Origin of the sequence: Pelagibacterium sp., assembly GCF_048264985.1 — a bacterium.
GTDB lineage: Bacteria > Pseudomonadota > Alphaproteobacteria > Rhizobiales > Devosiaceae > Pelagibacterium.
In genome coordinates this window covers 288,001-305,039 of the sequence record NZ_JBLXCL010000001.1, presented here as the reverse complement: position 1 = coordinate 305,039, position 17,039 = coordinate 288,001, and the positions used below count along the sequence as shown (strand labels likewise).

Here is a 17,039-nt window from a genome sequence, read left to right as displayed (position 1 = left end):
AATCTGGGTCGGGCCAGTCAATTGATGGTGAAAGTTTCAACTCCGTACGCCCGGCCCATGTCGGCGATTTCAGACAGCACGCTTTCAAGACCTGTCCAATCATCTTTTTCGGCAATTGGCGCCCAGATCGTCTCGACCTCCTCGATCAGCATCGTGCGCGGTTTACGGCCCTCAAAATAGGGATGGTCGAGATTGGCGGTTGGGGCAATTTCAAAATCGGCCATTAGAGTGCGAACCGCATGAAACCCTTTGCTGTTGTAAAGCGATGCCTGCGGTCCTGCCAGAGCGCGGCCTTGTGATGCCAAACCGCCTCGCCAATCGAAAAACACTTGCTCATAAGCAGGCCGTTCCGCCGCCATGAAAGCAAAAAACGCGGACATAAGCTGGCCATCAGCCTCAGATCCACGCGAGTTCAGACCCAGCCGGTTCACAATGGCTTTTGCAAGCTGGGACTGGAACTGCGGCCAGAACCTGTTCAGTTCGGGTTCGAGATGTTCAACATCGGAAAGCGGCACCAGGCATTCAGCCAGCCGCGTCAGGTTCCAGGCCATGGCGTCGGGTTGGCGCCCAAACGCATACAGACCGCTCTCATCGAAATAGGCTGCGGTAAAGCGCGGATCGTAGACCGGAAGGAAGCGCCAGGGGCCGTAATCGAAACTCTCTCCGGTGATGTTGGTATTGTCGGTATTGAGCACGCCATGCACGAAGCCTGCAGCGATCCATTGCGCTGTCACGCGCGCGACGTTATCGGCCACAGCGCCCATGAAAGCAGGGACCTGCCGACTGGCAGGCAGGCTTGACAGGTCTGGGTAATATTGAGCGATGCAATATTGGACCAATTGGGCCATAGCCGCGTGATCCTGGAGATAGTCGAGCCTTTGAAATGTGCCGATCCGGATATGGGAATGGGAGAGCCGCACAAGAACCGAGGAACGGGTCGGTGAGGGTTCATCGCCGCGAAAGAGCGCCTCGCCGGTTTCCACAAGGGAAAAGCTCTTCGAGGTTTCAACGCCGAGCGCTTCAAGCATCGTTGTCGCAAGCACTTCGCGCACACCACCCTTGAGCGTAAGCTTGCCATCGCCACCGCGCGACCAAGGCGTTTTGCCAGAGCCCTTGGTTCCGAAATCACGCAGTCTACGGTCTTCCAGATCATAGCCCTGAGCAAAAAGGAAGCCGCGCCCATCCCCCAGATCTCGATTGTAGTTCTGGAACTGATGACCGTGGTAGCGCAAGGCAAGCGGCGTCTCGAAACTTCCCGGAAGCGGCGTGAAGCGCCCGAAATGGTCGACCCACTGGCTATCGCCAAGATCTGCCAGACCCATGCGCCTGGCCCAGCGCTGATTGCGATAACGCAAGACCGTCTGAGGAAATTTCGCAGGCTGGACGGGATCGAAAAACACATCCCCCAATGCGGCGTGTTGGCATGTACCTGAAAAACGCAATGCGGCCTCAAATTCACTCATGCTCATCCAACGCCGCAATTTCCGCAAAGGTTCACGTTTCGACTAGATGGTTTCGAAATGCGCGTAAACCTCACGGGAAATGTCTTCAAGCGCCCCGCGGTCGAGAAAGCCAGATATGGCATAGGCCAAGGGACCGTCGATCCAGCGAAACGTATTGACGCCCAGATCTTCGGAAAACCGAAAAGCCGTATCGCGCGCGCCCGCATTGCGGGCCATCAAAATGGTGGCGCGGTCACCATTGGCGTTTTCATACATCAGCATGGCACCCGGCTTGCCCCCGATTGGCAGCAGCCGTCCGCCGACCAATTCAAAGCCAAGATCTGCAAGGCTGGGTGCCGTAAATGGTTTTTCGATGCGATTGCCCAGCCAGTTGACAAGATGATCGCGCTCGGACGCGTCAACTTCCACCGGATGGCGCACTTCGCGGACATAGGTCAAAAACACGTCTCGCGCCGCCACTTCGAGCCAGGCCTCGTCGCTGCCGACCAGCTCGCCTTGACCCGACAAGGGCCATGACCCTCGCGCAAGATAGCCAACGCCCCCGCCCAGCCCGAACGCGACGAGGAGCGCCGCGACCATTGCCGGCCAATTTTCAAATTTTGCTTTAAGCCAATTGGGCCTTTGAGGAATATCGGATGGGGCCGCGTAAGCGTAGGACGACAGCAATTCGGACAGTGCGGCCTCATTGGCGCGCCAAGTACCCAGTTCGCCCGCCAAGGCTCCGTCAGCGTCGAGATGAGTGCGCACCTGCTCTGCGCGGCTGGCATCGAGCCGGCCATCGACAAACGCATGCAGGTCATCTTCGGATACTGGGTTGCCGGTTTTACTGGTCATGGGCGTGAGACATCATCGGTTCGAAAAGGACGTTATGGACTTGCGTGCCAAGAGCTTGCCCAACTGGCGCCGGGCGCGCGACAACCGCGACATCACAGTGCCGATAGGCATGTCGAGGATCTCGGCCACGTCCGAATACGCGCAGCCTTCAATGGCCACTAGCAACAGGACGGCCCGCGCCTCGGGGCTAAGCGTATCGAGCGCGCGCATCAGCGTATTGTGCAGCAGCGGATCGGGCGTCGGCACGTCATCAGGCACAGCAAAATCGTCATCGATCGGCTGCAATTGGGGCTGGCGCGCCCGGGTCCTGAGCCGGTTTCGATTGAGATTTGTCATGATGGCATACAGCCATCCCCTCCCATTCTCGCCGCGCCATTGGCGCCGGTGTTCGACGGCGCGCAGCAGGGTGCTCTGGAGGAGGTCTTCAGCCTCTTCCCGATTGCCCGCAAGCCCGTGGGCGTAGCGCCTGAGCGCTGGCAGATGGGTCAAAAGCGCGTCACGCATGAACCGGTCCTGGCGCGACCTCGATTGCGGGTCGCGCCAGCCAGACTAGCATCAGGGGCGCGCGGCGTCCCAATTGCCGCCGACACCATCGCCCGAAGTCATTCCCGGCTCGGTATCATTGATCCAATAGTAGAGCGGCCAGCCGTCCTTGGCCCAGATCATCGTGCCATCGGTGCGCTCGACGATAGAATAAGGGTCTTCTGCTTCAGCTCCTTCCTCGGCAAACAAGGGCGGCCAGTTCACTGCGCATTGTTCGTAGCAGTTGGAGACGCCCTCTTCATCGTTGCGAAATGTATAGAGCACCATGCCATCGGCATCGGCGATCACTTCACCAATATCGGTGTCCAGCGTTTGAACGTCGGGGGCGGCCAGCGCCGCGCCGGCCGATAGGACAAGAGCAGCAGCGCCGGTGGCCAGCGAAGCAAAAAATCGGAAAGTCATTGCAATGTCTCCCTTTGGTGCATGATGGGGCATATGCGCCCAGCGCACGCCCCCACACTCCCAAGACACCGAAACCCGCTGATTTATTCCCACACAACGCACAAAAAAGCCCGGACGAGACATCCGGGCTTCAATATCGATGCGAAAAAGAAAAGGCTTACTCGCCCTTGCTCTCTTCAGCCGGTGCTTCACTGGCGGCTGCAGCTTCTGCAGCAGCAGCCTCTTCAGCTGCCTTCTTTTCGGCAGCTTCCTTGGCTGCCAACTCAGCGGCGAGCGCCTCTGCGGCTGCGACCTTTTCGGCTTCGCGCGCAGCGCGAGCCTCAACGGCGGCCTGACGCTCGTCAGCCTCGATCTTCTTGGTGCGGGCGTTTGTCGATTCAAAGATACGCGCCGACTTGCCGCGACGATCGCGCAAGTAATAGAGCTTGGCGCGCCGGACCTTACCGCGCTTGAGAATTTCAATGCGATCGATCATCGGCGAATGCACTGGGAACACGCGTTCCACACCTTCGCCATACGAGATCTTGCGGACAGTGAAGCTTTCCATCAAGCCACCGCCGGTGCGGGCGATCACGACGCCTTCATAGGCCTGCAGGCGTTCTTTTTCGCCTTCACGGATCTTGACCCAGACCTTGACGGTATCGCCGTGGGAGAATTTGGGGACGGGACGTTTTGCAACGAGCGCCTCAAGCTGCTCTTTCTCGAGCTGCTGGATAATGTTCATTTCGTTTTCCGTTCTATCTTTTCTAAGGAGCCCTTATGGGCCCGGTCTTGTTTGGACGGCGGGATATATTCATCCCATAGTCGAGCGCGGCTATACACGCCCGAGCACCATGAGTCTAGGGCTTTTGCTGCATTCCGGCCCACAGATCGGGCCGTCTTTCCCGGGTCAACGCCTCGGACTGATCGCGCCGCCATTTTTCGATCCGACCGTGATCGCCCGATGTCAGGACATCGGGAATTTCGCGCCCCTCGAAATCCTGCGGTCGGGTGTATTGGGGATATTCGAGAAGACCGTTCTCGAAACTTTCATCGGCGTGGCTTTCCGCAGCGCCGAGCACACCCGGCAACAAGCGCACAACGGCTTCGAGCAACACCATCGCCGCCACTTCCCCGCCAGCCAGCACATAATCGCCGATCGAGATTTCCTCGAGGTTTCGCGCTTCGATGACCCGCTGATCTACACCTTCGAAACGTCCGCACACCAAAACGGCCCCCGGACCCCTGGCAAGGTCGCGCACCAGCGCCTGGGTCAATGGCTTCCCGCGCGGGCTCATCAGGATCTTTGGCCGCTGATCGTGTTCCGGGGCCGCATCATCGAGCGCTGCCGCCAGAATATCGGCACGCAGGACCATGCCCGCACCACCGCCGGAGGGCGTATCATCGACTGTGCGATGCTTGTCGCTTGCATAGTCACGCAAGAAATGAGTCTGCAACGACCACGCGCCTTTTTCCATGCCGCGCCCAATGACCGAAGTGCCGAGCGGCCCTGGAAAAATATCGGGAAACAGCGTGATAATCGACGCGTGAAAACTCATCGCTCGACGTCCGGCTCTACATCTTCAGGATCGCGCGGCGTGTCATCGAGCCAGCCCTGGGGCGGTTCGGCGACGACATAGCCATCGGCGATACAAAGCTCGGGCACCACAGCCCTGGTGAACGGCAGATAGACCGATTTGCCGGTGTCGGCGCGCTTTACGTCCAACAAATCGTCGGATCCGAAATTCTCGATCGACGATATGGTGCCCATCACCGTACCGTCGGCCAGCCGGACCTCGAGCCCAATGAGATCGGCATAGTAGAATTCGTCCTCGTCCGGCTCTTCGAGCCGATCGCGGCTGACATAAAGCGACACGCCATTGAGCGTTTCAGCATCATTGCGGTCGGAAATGTCTTTGAGCGTCGCTATGACGACGTTTTTGGCCAACCTTGCCTTGGCAATCGAAATCGTCAGACCGGGTCTGTCGGTTTCGAGCGGATTGTAATCGGCAATGGCCAGCGGGGCTTCGGTGAACGCTGTAATGCGCACCTCACCCTTGATCCCATGGGCCGCACCGATGCGGCCCATGAGAATGAGGTTTTCAGGCAATTTGCGCCCGGACACCGTACTTACTCGGCGCTGGCTTCTTCAGCGGCGGGAGCGTCTTCAGCAGGGGCTTCCTCAGCCGGTGCAGCAGCAGCTTCCTTGGCGGCTTCTTCAGCTGCCTTCTTTTCCTCAAGGCGCTCAAGGGCCTTGGCGCCCGGCTTTGCCTTATTGGGGTTGTTCTTGGCAGTGCGCTTGAGAAGGCCGGCGGCATCGAGGAAACGCTCGACGCGATCGGTCGGCTGAGCACCGCTCTGAACCCAATGAGTAGCGCGCTCAACGTCGAGCACTACGCGCTTTTCGTCACCCTTTTCGAGCATCGGGTTGTACGACCCGATACGTTCGATGACGCGGCCGTCACGCGGTGCGCGAACGTCGGCAACCACGATATGGTAATAAGGGCGCTTCTTGGAGCCGGCGCGAGCCAGGCGAATCTTTGTAGCCATGATATGTTGGTCTTTCTGCTTGGATAGTAATTAAGTCGGTTACTTCTTTTTGCCCGGTAGACCGGGCAACCCCGGAAGACCGGGGAGTTTCGAGCCGCCAAGACCTGGAAGGCCGGACAACCCGCCTCCGCCCTGCTTGACGAGCTTGGAAAAATCATCAGGCAGCTTGGACGGATCGCCGCCCATCTGCTTTGTCATCTGTTCGATCTGGGCCGGATCCATGTCGGGCATGCCACCCATCATCTGCTTGCCCATGCCACCGAACATGCCAGCCAGGCCACCCGGCCCGCCGCGCGAAACCTTTTTCATCATGTCCGCCATCTGGCGATGCATCTTGATGAGCTTGTTGATTTCCGAAACCTCGACGCCCGAGCCCGCTGCAATGCGCTTGCGGCGCGAGGCGTTGAGCAGATCGGGCTTCTCGCGTTCCTTTTTGGTCATCGACTGGATGATGGCAACCTGACGGTCGAACACCTTGTCGTCGGTGCGGCCGTTGGGCAGGTTTTTGGTCATACTGCCCATGCCCGGCATCATTTTCATGAGCGAGGCCATTCCGCCCATCTTTTTCATCTGCAAAAGCTGGCCCATAAGATCGTCAAGATCGAACTGGCCCTTCTTGAGCTTTTTGGCCATTTTCTGGGCGTCTTCGGCGGTGACGTTTGCCGCTGCCTTTTCGACAAGCGAAACGATATCGCCCATGCCCAGAATGCGATCCGCGATGCGGCTGGGGTAGAAATCCTCCAGCGCATCCATTTTTTCGCCAACACCGATCAGCTTGATCGGCTTGCCCGTTGCCGCGCGCATCGAGAGCGCAGCGCCACCGCGCCCGTCACCATCGACACGGGTCAAAACGATACCCGTCACATCGACGCGTTCATCGAACGAGCGCGCCAGATTGACGGCGTCCTGCCCTGTCAGGCTGTCGGCAACAAGCAGAATTTCGTGAGGATTGGAGACGCGCTTGATTTCCGCCGTCTCTTCCATCAGCTCTTCGTCGATATGGGTGCGACCCGCAGTATCGAGCATAACGACGTCATAGCCGCCGGTCCGAGCCGTTGAAATTGCGCGCTTGGCGATCTCGACAGCAGACTGGTTGGGTACGATCTCGAGAACGTCGACGCCGATCTGACTGCCCAGAGTCTTAAGCTGTTCCATCGCCGCAGGACGACGGGTATCAAGCGAAGCCATCAGGATGCGCTTGTTCTGCTTGTCCTTGAGCCGCTTGGCGATCTTGCCTGTGGTTGTGGTCTTGCCCGAGCCCTGAAGGCCAACCATCAGGATCGGCACTGGCGAAGGTGCGTTGAGAGAGATCGGCGTTGCTTCTTCGCCCAAAACGGCGACAAGCTCATCGTGAACGATCTTGATGACCTGCTGGCCGGGCTTGACCGAGCGGGTAACTTCAGCACCAACGGCACGGGCGCCAACCTGTTCGGTAAAAGCGCGCACGACTTCGAGCGAAACGTCGGCCTCGATCAATGCGCGGCGGACTTCGCGCAGCGCAGCCTGCACATCGGCTTCAGAGAGCGCACCGCGCCCGGTCAGGCCGGAGAATATCTTGCCGAGGCGATCGCTTAAGCTATCGAACATGATCCGCTTTCATCCTTTTTCGTCACAAGGGCCGTTCTGCCGCAATATAGGCAGCGATAAGCTCAAAGCCAAAATGCACCCGCGGGCGCAACGCGCTGGCGGGTGGTGACCGCTTGCCTCTCGGGCAAGCCAGTGGCTCGAAATCATCGATCCTGTGACAAAAGTTGGTGGCTTATAGGCGCGGGCGGCCCCCGAGTCAACAATCAGCGCCCGCGCATGCATGGCCCTGAACGGGCCGGCCAGCCGACAAGATTACTCAGCGGGTTCGGCAGCCTTCTTGCGGCCCTTGTAATAGTAGTTCGCGTTCTTACCCAAGACCAACGAACGGATCGCCTTGCGCAATCCTTCCGACTTCCGCAAGGGTGAAACGATGGCCTCGCCTGCCCTTATGAAAGCCACCTTGGCAGCATCCCAGGCCGGATTTACGCCAGGCGCCTTTTGCGCAAAGCCGCGATCGCGAAGCATGGCATTGGCGACGTAAAGCCGGTTTCGGCGTTGGACGGACCTGGTTTTCCAGGTGATTGCAATCGAGATCGAATATGTGTCGCGAGTGCGGATGTAGTGGGGCCAGAGATAAGGCACAAATACCCCTTCTCCGGGCTTTAGTTCATTCTCCATGGCGCGCGGCTGAAAGGCCTCGTCATATGTCATGTTGCGATGCTTGGTAATGCAATGCTCGATCTGGTCTTCATTGGCGATGCCGCGATCGTCATTGTCGAAGATATTGAACTGTTTGTCGCCGTGGATCTGGGCAAAGAAATTATCTTCGCTGTCGAGATGGAAAGGCGTTGTCGAATTGGGCGAGGAAACGAACAAAAAACCCTGTACGTCGGAGAAACCGGCCGCTTTCAGACTGGCATATCCCTGGCTGCGCGCCACCGAGAGCAGTGCGTTCTCCAGCAACATCTTGTATTCAGACACGATCTCAATGCGCTTGAGCACCATCCAGGCGCCGGCGGTTTCCACCTGCTTGACGATCTCTTCGGGCGTCAGATCGACAAGGGGGGTTGCTTTGGGATCCTGAGTGACGCCGGCCTTGCCCGAATTGTATTCGATCCGGTCACCTGGCATCTTCTTGACGAGTTCGAGAATTGCCCCCAGCGTCAAAAGCGGCTCGTCGGTGAGCGCGTGGGTGATGCGGAAGGGCTTATTGGGAAAAAGCGTTTCGAACTCGGAGCGTTCGACTTTCAAAATTGCAGTCATGGGTCGAGCCTTAGCGTTTGAAATTGCGAAAGTAGAGATAGATCTGTTTGGCGCGCGCCCGCGCTGCGGCGCGAGCGAAGATGACGGCGATGGCGAGTTTCGCCCCAAGCCCTCCGCGGGTCGGCACGATAAGGTCTCCCACACAGATGCGTTCACGCCAGATGCGTTCGATCATCGGATGGTTGGCAGCCGCCGATGAATCGGCGAAATCGATGCCCGGATCGGCGCAGAACTGCCGGGTAAGCTCCACAGTGAGCTGAACGCCAGGCGAAAATTTCGCAAATTCCTCATCGTAGGCGGTCTTGAAAAATACCGCCGTCCTGCCCGCACGCAATACGATACCGGTGGCCAGCAAATGGGTATCGAGCCACATTTCGACGATCTCGAACTGGCCGTGGGCCGCCATTGCCACCGCCGCGCGCTCGATAAAGGTTCTATCGCCCGATGATTGACCAAGGCCGCTGCCGTGTTCACCCTTCCAGCCCCTTGCTTCAAGCTCCAGGAACCGGGCAAGAGCCGAACCGACATCCTTGGGCGTTCTGGCGATGGTGTTTGAAACCGTACCCATTTCATCGAGCCGGTGACGCAGCCGGCGCAAATCCTTGAGCTTTTTCGAGCCCATCCCGGCACGCAGATAGGTTTCCGCATCTCCGGTGGCATCGAGCACTGCCCGTTCATGGCGATTGATAACCCGCGACGAAAGCCCCTGCGCTGCAAGAACCTTCTCGATCGCTTCCGCCGTCGGCCCATCCAATCGAGCGAATGGAAAAACCATTGCCGATAGTCCAAGCGATGCGGCGTGTTCGATCAGCCTCCGCGCCGACCCTGTCGGATCGTCGCTCAAAACGCTGGGCGTTCCGAAGGGGATATAGGGAAAATGTGCGATATGCGCAGCGACAGGTAACCGGTAGGCAGTCCAGGCGGAAATCATTGGCACCAGAGCGCAAAGGACCCCATTTTCACGCCGAACCGACACGATCCTTGGCCGCTTGGCGCCATCGGCAGCACTCAGCGCACCGAGATACTCAGGCGTATAGAACGGGTTGGGTTCTGCCGAGCCATCGACCAGAGCGCGCCATTCGGCTCCACCGGGCAGCGCGCCGGCGGCCGGGATGGTTTCGTCCTCGAGAGCAATCGTCGAGACAGATTGAACAGTGTCAAAAACAGTACTCATAGAACACAATGCCCGATAAGGCCCGGCCCAGGCCAAGCAACGATCGCACACTGTCCCAAGACCGTTACGATGTCGCGCAAAGCCTGGGTTTTGGGTTAAGCAGCCGTTTTCAGCGCATAGCGCGGTTACGTTCTGTTTTGGTTTGCGGTGCAATACTGGAAATTGGGGCCCAATTGCGCCATATAGGCCGCAAGACCTTTTCCAGTAAGGATGCGCACAATGAGCGCTGGCGCCGATTGGCCATATCTCAAGATGAACGGGCTGGGGAACGATTTCGTCGTTCTCGACGCCCGCGTACGCCCGGCCCCGCTCTCGACCAGCCAGATTCGCGCCATCTCCGACCGTGAAACCGGGATCGGCTGCGACCAGCTTATCGTGATCGAGCCAGACACTATCGATGGCGTCGATGTGTTCATGCGGATCTATAATGCCGAAGGTGGAGAGGTCGATGCCTGTGGCAACGCCACGCGCTGCATTGCCGGGCTCATAGCCGGTGAAACGGGGGCCGATGGGGTAACCATCCGCACCAACGCCGGTATTTTGATCACGCGGATCAATGGCGAACTGGTCACCGCAGACATGGGCGTGCCGCGCTTTGGCTGGGCAGACATTCCGCTGGCCGAACCCTTCGCCGACACCACCGGCATCGAATTGCAGATTGGCCCCATCGACGCGCCGATCCTGCATACGCCGTCAGTGGTCAATGTTGGCAACCCCCACGCGATTTTCTGGGTCAACGATCTAAAGTCCCACGATCTGGCCAAGTTCGGTCCGCTGCTCGAAAACCATCCGATCTTTCCGGAGCGCGCCAACATAACGCTGGCCCAAGTGCTTTCGGACGACACGATTGAGGTCAATGTCTGGGAACGTGGCGCCGGGCTGACCCTGGCCTGCGGAACCGCCGCCTGCGCGACGGCAGTTGCTGCCGCCCGTAAGGGGCTGACCGGGCGCAAGGTGAAGATCATTCTTCCCGGCGGCCCACTCGATATCGAATGGCGCAGCCTGGACGATCACATCTTGATGACAGGGCCCTGGACACTGGATGCACAAGGCATCATTCCCCCAGCGCTTCTGTGTGAGGGTGCAGCATGAGCATAGAGACGATCACTTTCGGGTGCCGGCTCAATGCCTATGAATCCGAAGTCATGAAGGCCGAAGCCCAAAAATCCGGGCTGGAACGCGCCATCATCATCAACACATGTGCTGTTACCGCCGAAGCGGTGCGCCAGGCCAAACAATCGATCCGCAAGGCGCGCAGGGACAATCCGGAAACCGCGATCATCGTGACAGGTTGCGCCGCGCAGACCCAGGCGCGCGACTTCGGCGACATGGCCGAAGTCGATCTTGTGATCGGCAACGACGATAAGCTCAAGGCTGAAAGCTATCGGCCCATCGCCTTTGGCGTGCCCCTTAACGACAAGGTGCAGGTCAACGACATAATGAGCGTAACCGAAACTGCCGGCCATCTGATTGATGGACTCGACGGACGTGCCCGGGCTTTCGTCCAGGTTCAGAACGGCTGCGATCACCGCTGCACGTTCTGCATCATCCCGTTTGGGCGCGGCCCGTCGCGGTCTGTACCGATGGGCGTCGTCGTCGATCAGATCAAGCGCCTCGTGGACAATGGCTATGCCGAAGTGGTGCTGACCGGTGTCGACATCACCTCCTATGGCGGCGATTTACCCGGTGCGGCAACGCTGGGCAAACTTACCCAGGCGATTTTGAAACACGTACCGGCCCTGAAGCGCCTGCGCATATCCTCGATCGATTCCATCGAAGCCGATCCTGCGCTTTATGAAGCGGTTACCGACCAGCGCCTGATGCCCCATCTTCATCTCTCGCTCCAATCGGGCGACGACATGATCCTCAAGCGCATGAAGCGCCGCCACAGCCGGGCCGACGCACTGGCCATAGTGGAAAAGCTGCGCAAATTGCGCCCCGATATGGTTTTTGGCGCCGACATCATCGCTGGGTTTCCCACCGAAACCGACGCCATGTTCGAGAACACGTTGGAGTTTGTCACGCTGGCCGACCTCACCTATTTGCACGTCTTTCCGTTCTCGCCACGCGAGGGTACGCCGGCAGCCAAGATGCCGCAGGTTGCGCGCAGCATCGGCAAAGACCGCGCTGCGAAATTGCGCGGGCTGGGTGAGAGCCAGTTTGCCAAGCTGTGTGCCGCCCGAGTTGGAAAGACTGAATCCATTCTGGTCGAGCGTGACGGCATGGGACGCACTGAACAATTCATTCCCGTCGCCGTTCAACATCGACGGCCCGGTGATATCATCACCGCGGAAATTGACGGAACATCCGCCGAGGGGTTAATCGCCCGTCGTGACAAGGTTGCTGCATGACAGAAGACAAAAAGCCCGGATTCTGGGGTCGCCTGTTCGGCGAAAAACCTCAGCCGAAATCGGACGCCGAAGAGGCGATGGAACGGGCGACCGAACACCCGCGGGGCGAAGAAGAAGCGCTTGCCGCCTTGCGCGAGCAGCGTTCTGCGCCAACCCCGGAGGCAACGCCCGAGCCTGAAGATTCTCGCGACGCCGCGCCTCCCGAAATGCAGGCCGAATGGCTTGAAGAGGGCCATCCCAATCCCCCCGAGCACGAGCCGCCTACTCCGACCGATGTGACAGCACCGCTCGAACGCCCCGACGCGCTCGATGACAAGAATCTGCCGGATCCGGAACAGGTAACGCCACAGCAGACCGAGCCGGTTGCCACGACAAGCCCTGATGAATCGGCAAAGCCGCAAAACTGGCTCCAGCGCCTGAGCGCCGGGCTCAAGCGCTCTTCAGACAATCTTTCGTCCTCGATCGGGGCGATCTTTACCAAACGCAAACTTGATGACGCGACCCTTCAGGATCTCGAAGATACCCTGATCGCTGCCGATCTTGGCATCGATACTGCTATGGCGATCACCGAAAAGCTGCGCAGCGACAAGTTCGACAAGGATGTCTCGACTGAAGACGTGCGCGCTGTGCTCGCCGCGGAAGTGGAAGCCACGCTTGGTCCTGTCGCCATCCCATTGACCATCGACGGCACAGAAAAGCCCTTTGTGATCTTGATGGTTGGGGTCAACGGCTCAGGCAAAACCACGACAATCGGCAAGCTGACGGCCAAGCTGAAGACCGAAGGCAAATCAGTGCTGCTGGCCGCTGGCGACACGTTTCGCGCCGCCGCTGTCGAGCAGCTCCAGGTTTGGGGCCAGCGCAACGATGTGGAGGTAATGACACGCCCCACAGGAGCCGACGCGTCAGGGCTGGCTTTCGATGCTGTTGCCAAGGCTCAAGACACAGGAACCGATGTCGTGATCATCGATACCGCCGGTCGTTTGCAGAACCGTGTCGAGTTGATGGACGAGTTGGAAAAGATAATCAGGGTCATAAGGAAGCGCGATCCCGACGCTCCACACGCGACACTTTTAACACTTGATGCCACAACGGGCCAGAATGCCCTTAATCAGGTCGAAATTTTCGGTCAGAAGGCGGGCGTAACCGGATTGGTGATGACCAAGCTCGACGGCACGGCACGCGGCGGCATCCTTGTTGCCATCGCCCGCAAGTTCAAACTGCCCATCCATTTCATCGGTGTCGGAGAGTCGATAGGCGACCTCGAACCCTTCAAGGCCACCGATTTCGCCCGCGCCATAGCGGGCAAGGAGTAACATTATGGCTCAAGGCCAACCCCAGCCGTCCCAAGCGGGTATCAACGATCTCAAGCCGGCGTTGACCAAACTCTCGCTCGAACTGGGGCCACTCGTCGTTTTCTTTATCGTCAATGCTCAGGGCGAGAACATTCTTGAAGCGTTTCCTGCGCTCCAGACATGGTTCAGCCAGCCGATCATCTTTGCGACGGCCGTTTTCATGGTCGCCATGGCGATTTCGCTGGTGCTGTCGAAACTGATCCTGAAGTCCATTCCGGTCATGCCGCTTGTAACCGGTTTCGTGGTTCTGGTTTTTGGCGGCATGACGCTCTATTTCCAGGATGCGCTTTTTATCAAGCTCAAACCCACGATCACCAACATACTGTTTGGCTCGGTGCTGCTGGGCGGGCTTGCCTTCGGCCATTCACTGCTGCGCTATGTCTTTGGCGAGGTTTACAAACTTCAGGACCGCGGATGGTACCTGATGACGTTGCGCTGGGGCATTTTCTTTTTCGTGCTCGCGGTGATCAACGAAATTGTCTGGCGCAATTTCTCCGACGATTTCTGGGTGGCCTTCAAGGTCTGGGGCATCATGCCACTGACCATGATTTTCGCCATGAGCCAACTTCCGCTCCTCAACAAATACGCGCCCGATGATGAGCCGGCAACAACGCCGGTCAAGGCCGCCGCAGAAGGTGCTCAGACCGAAATGTAGGCATTAACCCGGCGAGCGGGCCGCCTCTATCGCCGGGAGCAGCACATTCTGATAGCTCTCCTGGTCGAGCGGTCCGACATGCTTGAACCGGATGACACCTTCATTATCGACAATGAAGGTTTCCGGTACGCCGTAAACGCCCCATTCGATGCCGACGCGCCGATCGCGATCCGCCCCGATCCGGTCGTAGGGATTGCCCAGCTCGGCCAGAAAGGCGCGGGCATTTTCAGCCGGATCGTCATAGTTGAGCCCGTAAATCTGCACCGGTTCATCGGCGAGCGCCATCAGGAACGGATGCTCGGCGCGACAGGGCACGCACCATGACGCAAACACATTGACCACCACGACGCCATTGCCAGCCAGATCGGCGGTATCGAAGCCGGGCTGATCGTGCCCATCGATTGGCGCCAGATCGAAATCGGGAACGGGTTTGTTGATGAGCGCCGAGGGCACAAAACTTGTCGAGCGTCCCACCTGCGAGGCAAAGACGCCGAGCAGGGCCGCGAGAACAATTAGCGGCAATACCGCCAGAGCAATTCTGACCGAAGGCTTCATTGCCGCCGCCGCGCCTGTCGTGCAGCTTCGAGCACTGCCACCCGCGCCTTGGCGGCACGCGCCGAATACGCTGTCCAGCCGATCAGCCCACCCACCACGATGAGCGCACCTGCATAGGCCGCAGCGATAAATTCCCAATGCTGTCCGAGATCGATCATGCACCCTCTCCAGCGCGGGCTTGGGCCAACTCAAGCGAGCGGATGCGTCGCTTCGTGATTTCGGTTCGCATACGCACAAGATGCAAGGTCAGAAAGAGAAGCGAAAATGCCAGCGTCATCACCAGGAGCGGTACAAGGATCGAGCCATCGACCGTGGGCCCGTCGGTCCGGAATACCGATGCTGGCTGATGCAGCGTCTGCCACCAGTCGACCGAGAATTTTATGATGGGAATGTTGATGGCGCCGACAAGGGTCAGGACCGCAACGATACGTGCAGCCTTGAGCTGATCGTCAAAGGCGCGCCACAAGGCGATGAGGCCGAGATAGATGAACAAGAGAACGAGGGTCGAGGTCATCCGCCCGTCCCATTCCCAGAATGTGCCCCAGGTTGGGCGGCCCCACATCGATCCTGTGAAAAGCGCGAGTGCCGTAAAGGCGGCCCCAAGCGGCACGGCCGCCTTCTGACTGACATCGGCCATTGGATGGCGCCAAACCAGCGTACCGATGGCCGAGCAGAACATCACTGCATAGCAAAACTGGCTCAGCCAAGCGCTCGGGACGTGCACATACATCATGCGCACCGTATCGCCCATCTGGTAGTCGGCGGGGGACGCAAAAAAGGTGAAGTACAAGCCGACGCCAAATGCCAGAACGGTTATGGCGCTTAGCGGCAGAATGAGATGGCGCGACCATCCCATAAACATGCCCGGATGGGCGATGCGGGTGAACCATCCCGGCTCGGCGGGTTTGGGTTGGGTCTGGGCCATCTATTCCCCGGAAATCTTGAGCGCTAGCGCCGCGGCGAACGGTGCAAGCGTCACACTTAATAGGCTGAGCGCACCCAGTAGCAACAGCGCCTGCGACGATCCGCCCAAACGCGCTACATCGAATGCACCGGAACCGAAAATAAGCACTGGCAGGCTCAGCGGCAAGACAAGAACCGGTGCAACAAGGCCCCCGCGCTTGAGGCCAACTGTCACAGCCGCGCCAATCGCGCCAAACGCAGCGAGCGCAGGTGTCCCGAGAGCCAACGAAAAGACAGCGAGCCAGAACCCCTGCCCATCAAGCCCCAACATCAGGGCGAGAATGGGCATCGCGGCTATGAGGGGCAGGCCGGTGAGCAGCCAATGCGCTGCGAGCTTTGCGGCCACGACAAGCTCGAGCGGAATGCTGGCATGGCGAAAAACTGCAAGGCTGCCATCGTCAAAATCGCTTCGAAACAGCCGCTCATTGGACAACAGCTGCGCCAGCAGCGCTGCCACCCAGATAATGGCTGGTGCAAGTTGTGCCAGAAGCGGGCGATCCGGCCCGACGGCAAAAGGCATGAGCACGCCGACAATGACAAAGAACAGCACAAGGGTCAAAAGATCCCCGCCCTGACGCAAACCAAGACTGAGGTCGCGCGCGATGATTGCGCCGAATGCCTTCATTGTCCGGCACCGCCGAGCGCCAGCGTTTTCACATTCCCGTCAACGGCAATATCGAGATGGGTTGCGATAACCGCAAGCCCACCTTGCCGCAGGTGATCCGAGATCAGGGCTCCCACCCACACCGCGCCGGCGCTATCGAGGGCGCTTGTCGGCTCATCGAGCAGCCACATTGGGCGCCGGACTGCAATCAGCCGCGCCAGAGCCAGCCGTCGTGTCTGTCCAGCGGAAAGCAGTCCTGCATCGATACCGCCCAGACCTGACAAGCCTGCTTGCGCGAGAGCCGATTCGATATCGACAACCCCACCACCCAGGACATCGACCCAGAATTGAAGATTTTCGGCGACGCTGAGGCCCGATTTGGTGGCCGGTGCATGCGCAACATAATGCAAATGTCCGTAACTTGGGGCTTCTGGATCCTTGTTTGTGTGAGCAATGCTGCCGCCGCTGCAATCGAGCAAGCCGGCCAAAGCCATGAGCACAGTGCTTTTTCCCGCGCCGTTGGGTCCACGCAGCATGAGGGCAGCTCCGGCTTCGAGCGAAAAGCTCAGCCCACTCAAAATGTCCCGTCCGCCCCGGCTTAACGCAAGGTCGCTAACGCCAAGGCCGATTTCCGGCATGCGAGAAAGCCCTTCATTGATCATGCCAAAGCTCTATTGAACCAAAGTCCGGGCTGGCAAGTGCAAATCGGATTCATTATAGAGAGGGCGAAAAAGGTGGGGGAGAAGTTATGCTTTCCCGCTTCATGCCTCCGGACGAGCCGGTGGCCATTGCAGCGTTGCACTGAATATCGACGCGAAATTGGC

General features: G+C 58.9%; 20 protein-coding genes. 4 read left to right on the top strand and 16 right to left on the bottom strand.

The window, feature by feature from the left end; all coding sequences use genetic code 11:
• Positions 1 to 17: 17 nt before the first annotated feature.
• The 11 genes from ACN0TA_RS01605 to ACN0TA_RS01555 all read right to left on the bottom strand — a co-directional run bounded on the left by ACN0TA_RS01605 (position 18) and on the right by ACN0TA_RS01555 (position 9,735).
• Positions 18 to 1,463, bottom strand: coding sequence for a protein adenylyltransferase SelO family protein (locus ACN0TA_RS01605; RefSeq protein ID WP_417579135.1), 1,446 nt, complete (start codon positions 1,461 to 1,463; stop codon positions 18 to 20).
• A gap of 42 nt (positions 1,464 to 1,505) precedes the next feature.
• On the bottom strand, positions 1,506 to 2,297 hold the full coding sequence (locus ACN0TA_RS01600; RefSeq protein WP_417579133.1) for an anti-sigma factor family protein: 792 nt from the start codon (positions 2,295 to 2,297) through the stop codon (positions 1,506 to 1,508).
• 12 nt (positions 2,298 to 2,309) lie between these two features.
• The gene (locus ACN0TA_RS01595; protein WP_417579131.1) at positions 2,310 to 2,801 is read right to left on the bottom strand and encodes an RNA polymerase sigma factor; all 492 of its coding nucleotides are present in this window, start codon (positions 2,799 to 2,801) and stop codon (positions 2,310 to 2,312) included.
• Between the two features lie 51 nt (positions 2,802 to 2,852).
• A complete protein-coding gene (locus ACN0TA_RS01590) occupies positions 2,853 to 3,242 on the bottom strand; it encodes a hypothetical protein (protein ID WP_417579129.1) in 390 nt (129 codons plus the stop codon).
• Positions 3,243 to 3,399: 157 nt separating this feature from the next.
• Positions 3,400 to 3,966 (bottom strand): 50S ribosomal protein L19, encoded by a 567-nt coding sequence (gene rplS / locus ACN0TA_RS01585; protein WP_417579127.1) that lies wholly within the window; start codon positions 3,964 to 3,966, stop codon positions 3,400 to 3,402.
• A 115-nt stretch (positions 3,967 to 4,081) separates the two neighbouring features.
• Entirely contained in the window at positions 4,082 to 4,780 is a 699-nt protein-coding gene (trmD, locus tag ACN0TA_RS01580; RefSeq protein WP_417579125.1) for a tRNA (guanosine(37)-N1)-methyltransferase TrmD, read from the bottom strand.
• Positions 4,777 to 5,346: a ribosome maturation factor RimM gene (gene rimM / locus ACN0TA_RS01575; RefSeq protein ID WP_417579123.1), complete on the bottom strand. Its 570-nt coding sequence runs from the start codon at positions 5,344 to 5,346 to the stop codon at positions 4,777 to 4,779. Before rimM ends, trmD begins: the two co-directional genes overlap by 4 nt.
• 5 nt (positions 5,347 to 5,351) lie before the next feature.
• Positions 5,352 to 5,771, bottom strand: coding sequence for a 30S ribosomal protein S16 (gene rpsP / locus ACN0TA_RS01570; protein ID WP_417579121.1), 420 nt, complete (start codon positions 5,769 to 5,771; stop codon positions 5,352 to 5,354).
• A 39-nt stretch (positions 5,772 to 5,810) separates the two neighbouring features.
• A complete protein-coding gene (ffh, locus tag ACN0TA_RS01565) occupies positions 5,811 to 7,358 on the bottom strand; it encodes a signal recognition particle protein (RefSeq protein WP_417579119.1) in 1,548 nt (515 codons plus the stop codon).
• Between the two features lie 252 nt (positions 7,359 to 7,610).
• Positions 7,611 to 8,561 (bottom strand): cupin-like domain-containing protein, encoded by a 951-nt coding sequence (locus tag ACN0TA_RS01560; RefSeq protein ID WP_417579117.1) that lies wholly within the window; start codon positions 8,559 to 8,561, stop codon positions 7,611 to 7,613.
• Between the two features lie 10 nt (positions 8,562 to 8,571).
• Positions 8,572 to 9,735 carry a GNAT family N-acetyltransferase gene (locus ACN0TA_RS01555; RefSeq protein WP_417579115.1) on the bottom strand — a complete coding sequence of 388 codons (1,164 nt, stop codon included), beginning with the start codon at positions 9,733 to 9,735 and terminating at the stop codon, positions 8,572 to 8,574.
• 219 nt (positions 9,736 to 9,954) lie between these two features.
• Here ACN0TA_RS01555 and dapF point away from each other — a divergent pair, with 219 nt between their 5' ends.
• The 4 genes from dapF to ACN0TA_RS01535 are packed head-to-tail and all read left to right on the top strand — an operon-like array spanning position 9,955 to position 14,093.
• Positions 9,955 to 10,827, top strand: a complete 873-nt coding sequence (gene dapF / locus ACN0TA_RS01550; protein WP_417579113.1) for a diaminopimelate epimerase — start codon at positions 9,955 to 9,957, stop codon at positions 10,825 to 10,827.
• A complete protein-coding gene (gene mtaB, locus ACN0TA_RS01545) occupies positions 10,824 to 12,086 on the top strand; it encodes a tRNA (N(6)-L-threonylcarbamoyladenosine(37)-C(2))-methylthiotransferase MtaB (RefSeq protein WP_417579111.1) in 1,263 nt (420 codons plus the stop codon). The genes dapF and mtaB overlap by 4 nt, the downstream gene beginning before the upstream one ends.
• On the top strand, positions 12,083 to 13,399 hold the full coding sequence (gene ftsY / locus ACN0TA_RS01540; protein WP_417579109.1) for a signal recognition particle-docking protein FtsY: 1,317 nt from the start codon (positions 12,083 to 12,085) through the stop codon (positions 13,397 to 13,399). Before mtaB ends, ftsY begins: the two co-directional genes overlap by 4 nt.
• A gap of 4 nt (positions 13,400 to 13,403) precedes the next feature.
• Positions 13,404 to 14,093 carry a septation protein A gene (locus tag ACN0TA_RS01535; RefSeq protein WP_417579107.1) on the top strand — a complete coding sequence of 230 codons (690 nt, stop codon included), beginning with the start codon at positions 13,404 to 13,406 and terminating at the stop codon, positions 14,091 to 14,093.
• 3 nt (positions 14,094 to 14,096) lie between these two features.
• Here the strand turns inward: ACN0TA_RS01535 and ACN0TA_RS01530 are convergent, their stop codons facing one another.
• Genes ACN0TA_RS01530 through ccmA form a run of 5 tightly spaced genes read right to left on the bottom strand, consistent with a single transcriptional unit; the run spans position 14,097 to position 16,877 of the window.
• Positions 14,097 to 14,648: a DsbE family thiol:disulfide interchange protein gene (locus ACN0TA_RS01530; RefSeq protein ID WP_417579105.1), complete on the bottom strand. Its 552-nt coding sequence runs from the start codon at positions 14,646 to 14,648 to the stop codon at positions 14,097 to 14,099.
• Positions 14,645 to 14,806 (bottom strand): heme exporter protein CcmD, encoded by a 162-nt coding sequence (gene ccmD, locus ACN0TA_RS01525; RefSeq protein WP_417579103.1) that lies wholly within the window; start codon positions 14,804 to 14,806, stop codon positions 14,645 to 14,647. Before ccmD ends, ACN0TA_RS01530 begins: the two co-directional genes overlap by 4 nt.
• Positions 14,803 to 15,573 (bottom strand): heme ABC transporter permease, encoded by a 771-nt coding sequence (locus ACN0TA_RS01520; RefSeq protein WP_417579101.1) that lies wholly within the window; start codon positions 15,571 to 15,573, stop codon positions 14,803 to 14,805. The genes ccmD and ACN0TA_RS01520 overlap by 4 nt, the downstream gene beginning before the upstream one ends.
• A complete protein-coding gene (gene ccmB / locus ACN0TA_RS01515) occupies positions 15,574 to 16,236 on the bottom strand; it encodes a heme exporter protein CcmB (protein ID WP_417579099.1) in 663 nt (220 codons plus the stop codon). It lies immediately after the preceding gene.
• Positions 16,233 to 16,877 (bottom strand): heme ABC exporter ATP-binding protein CcmA, encoded by a 645-nt coding sequence (gene ccmA, locus ACN0TA_RS01510; RefSeq protein WP_417579097.1) that lies wholly within the window; start codon positions 16,875 to 16,877, stop codon positions 16,233 to 16,235. The genes ccmB and ccmA overlap by 4 nt, the downstream gene beginning before the upstream one ends.
• Positions 16,878 to 17,039 lie beyond the last annotated feature (162 nt).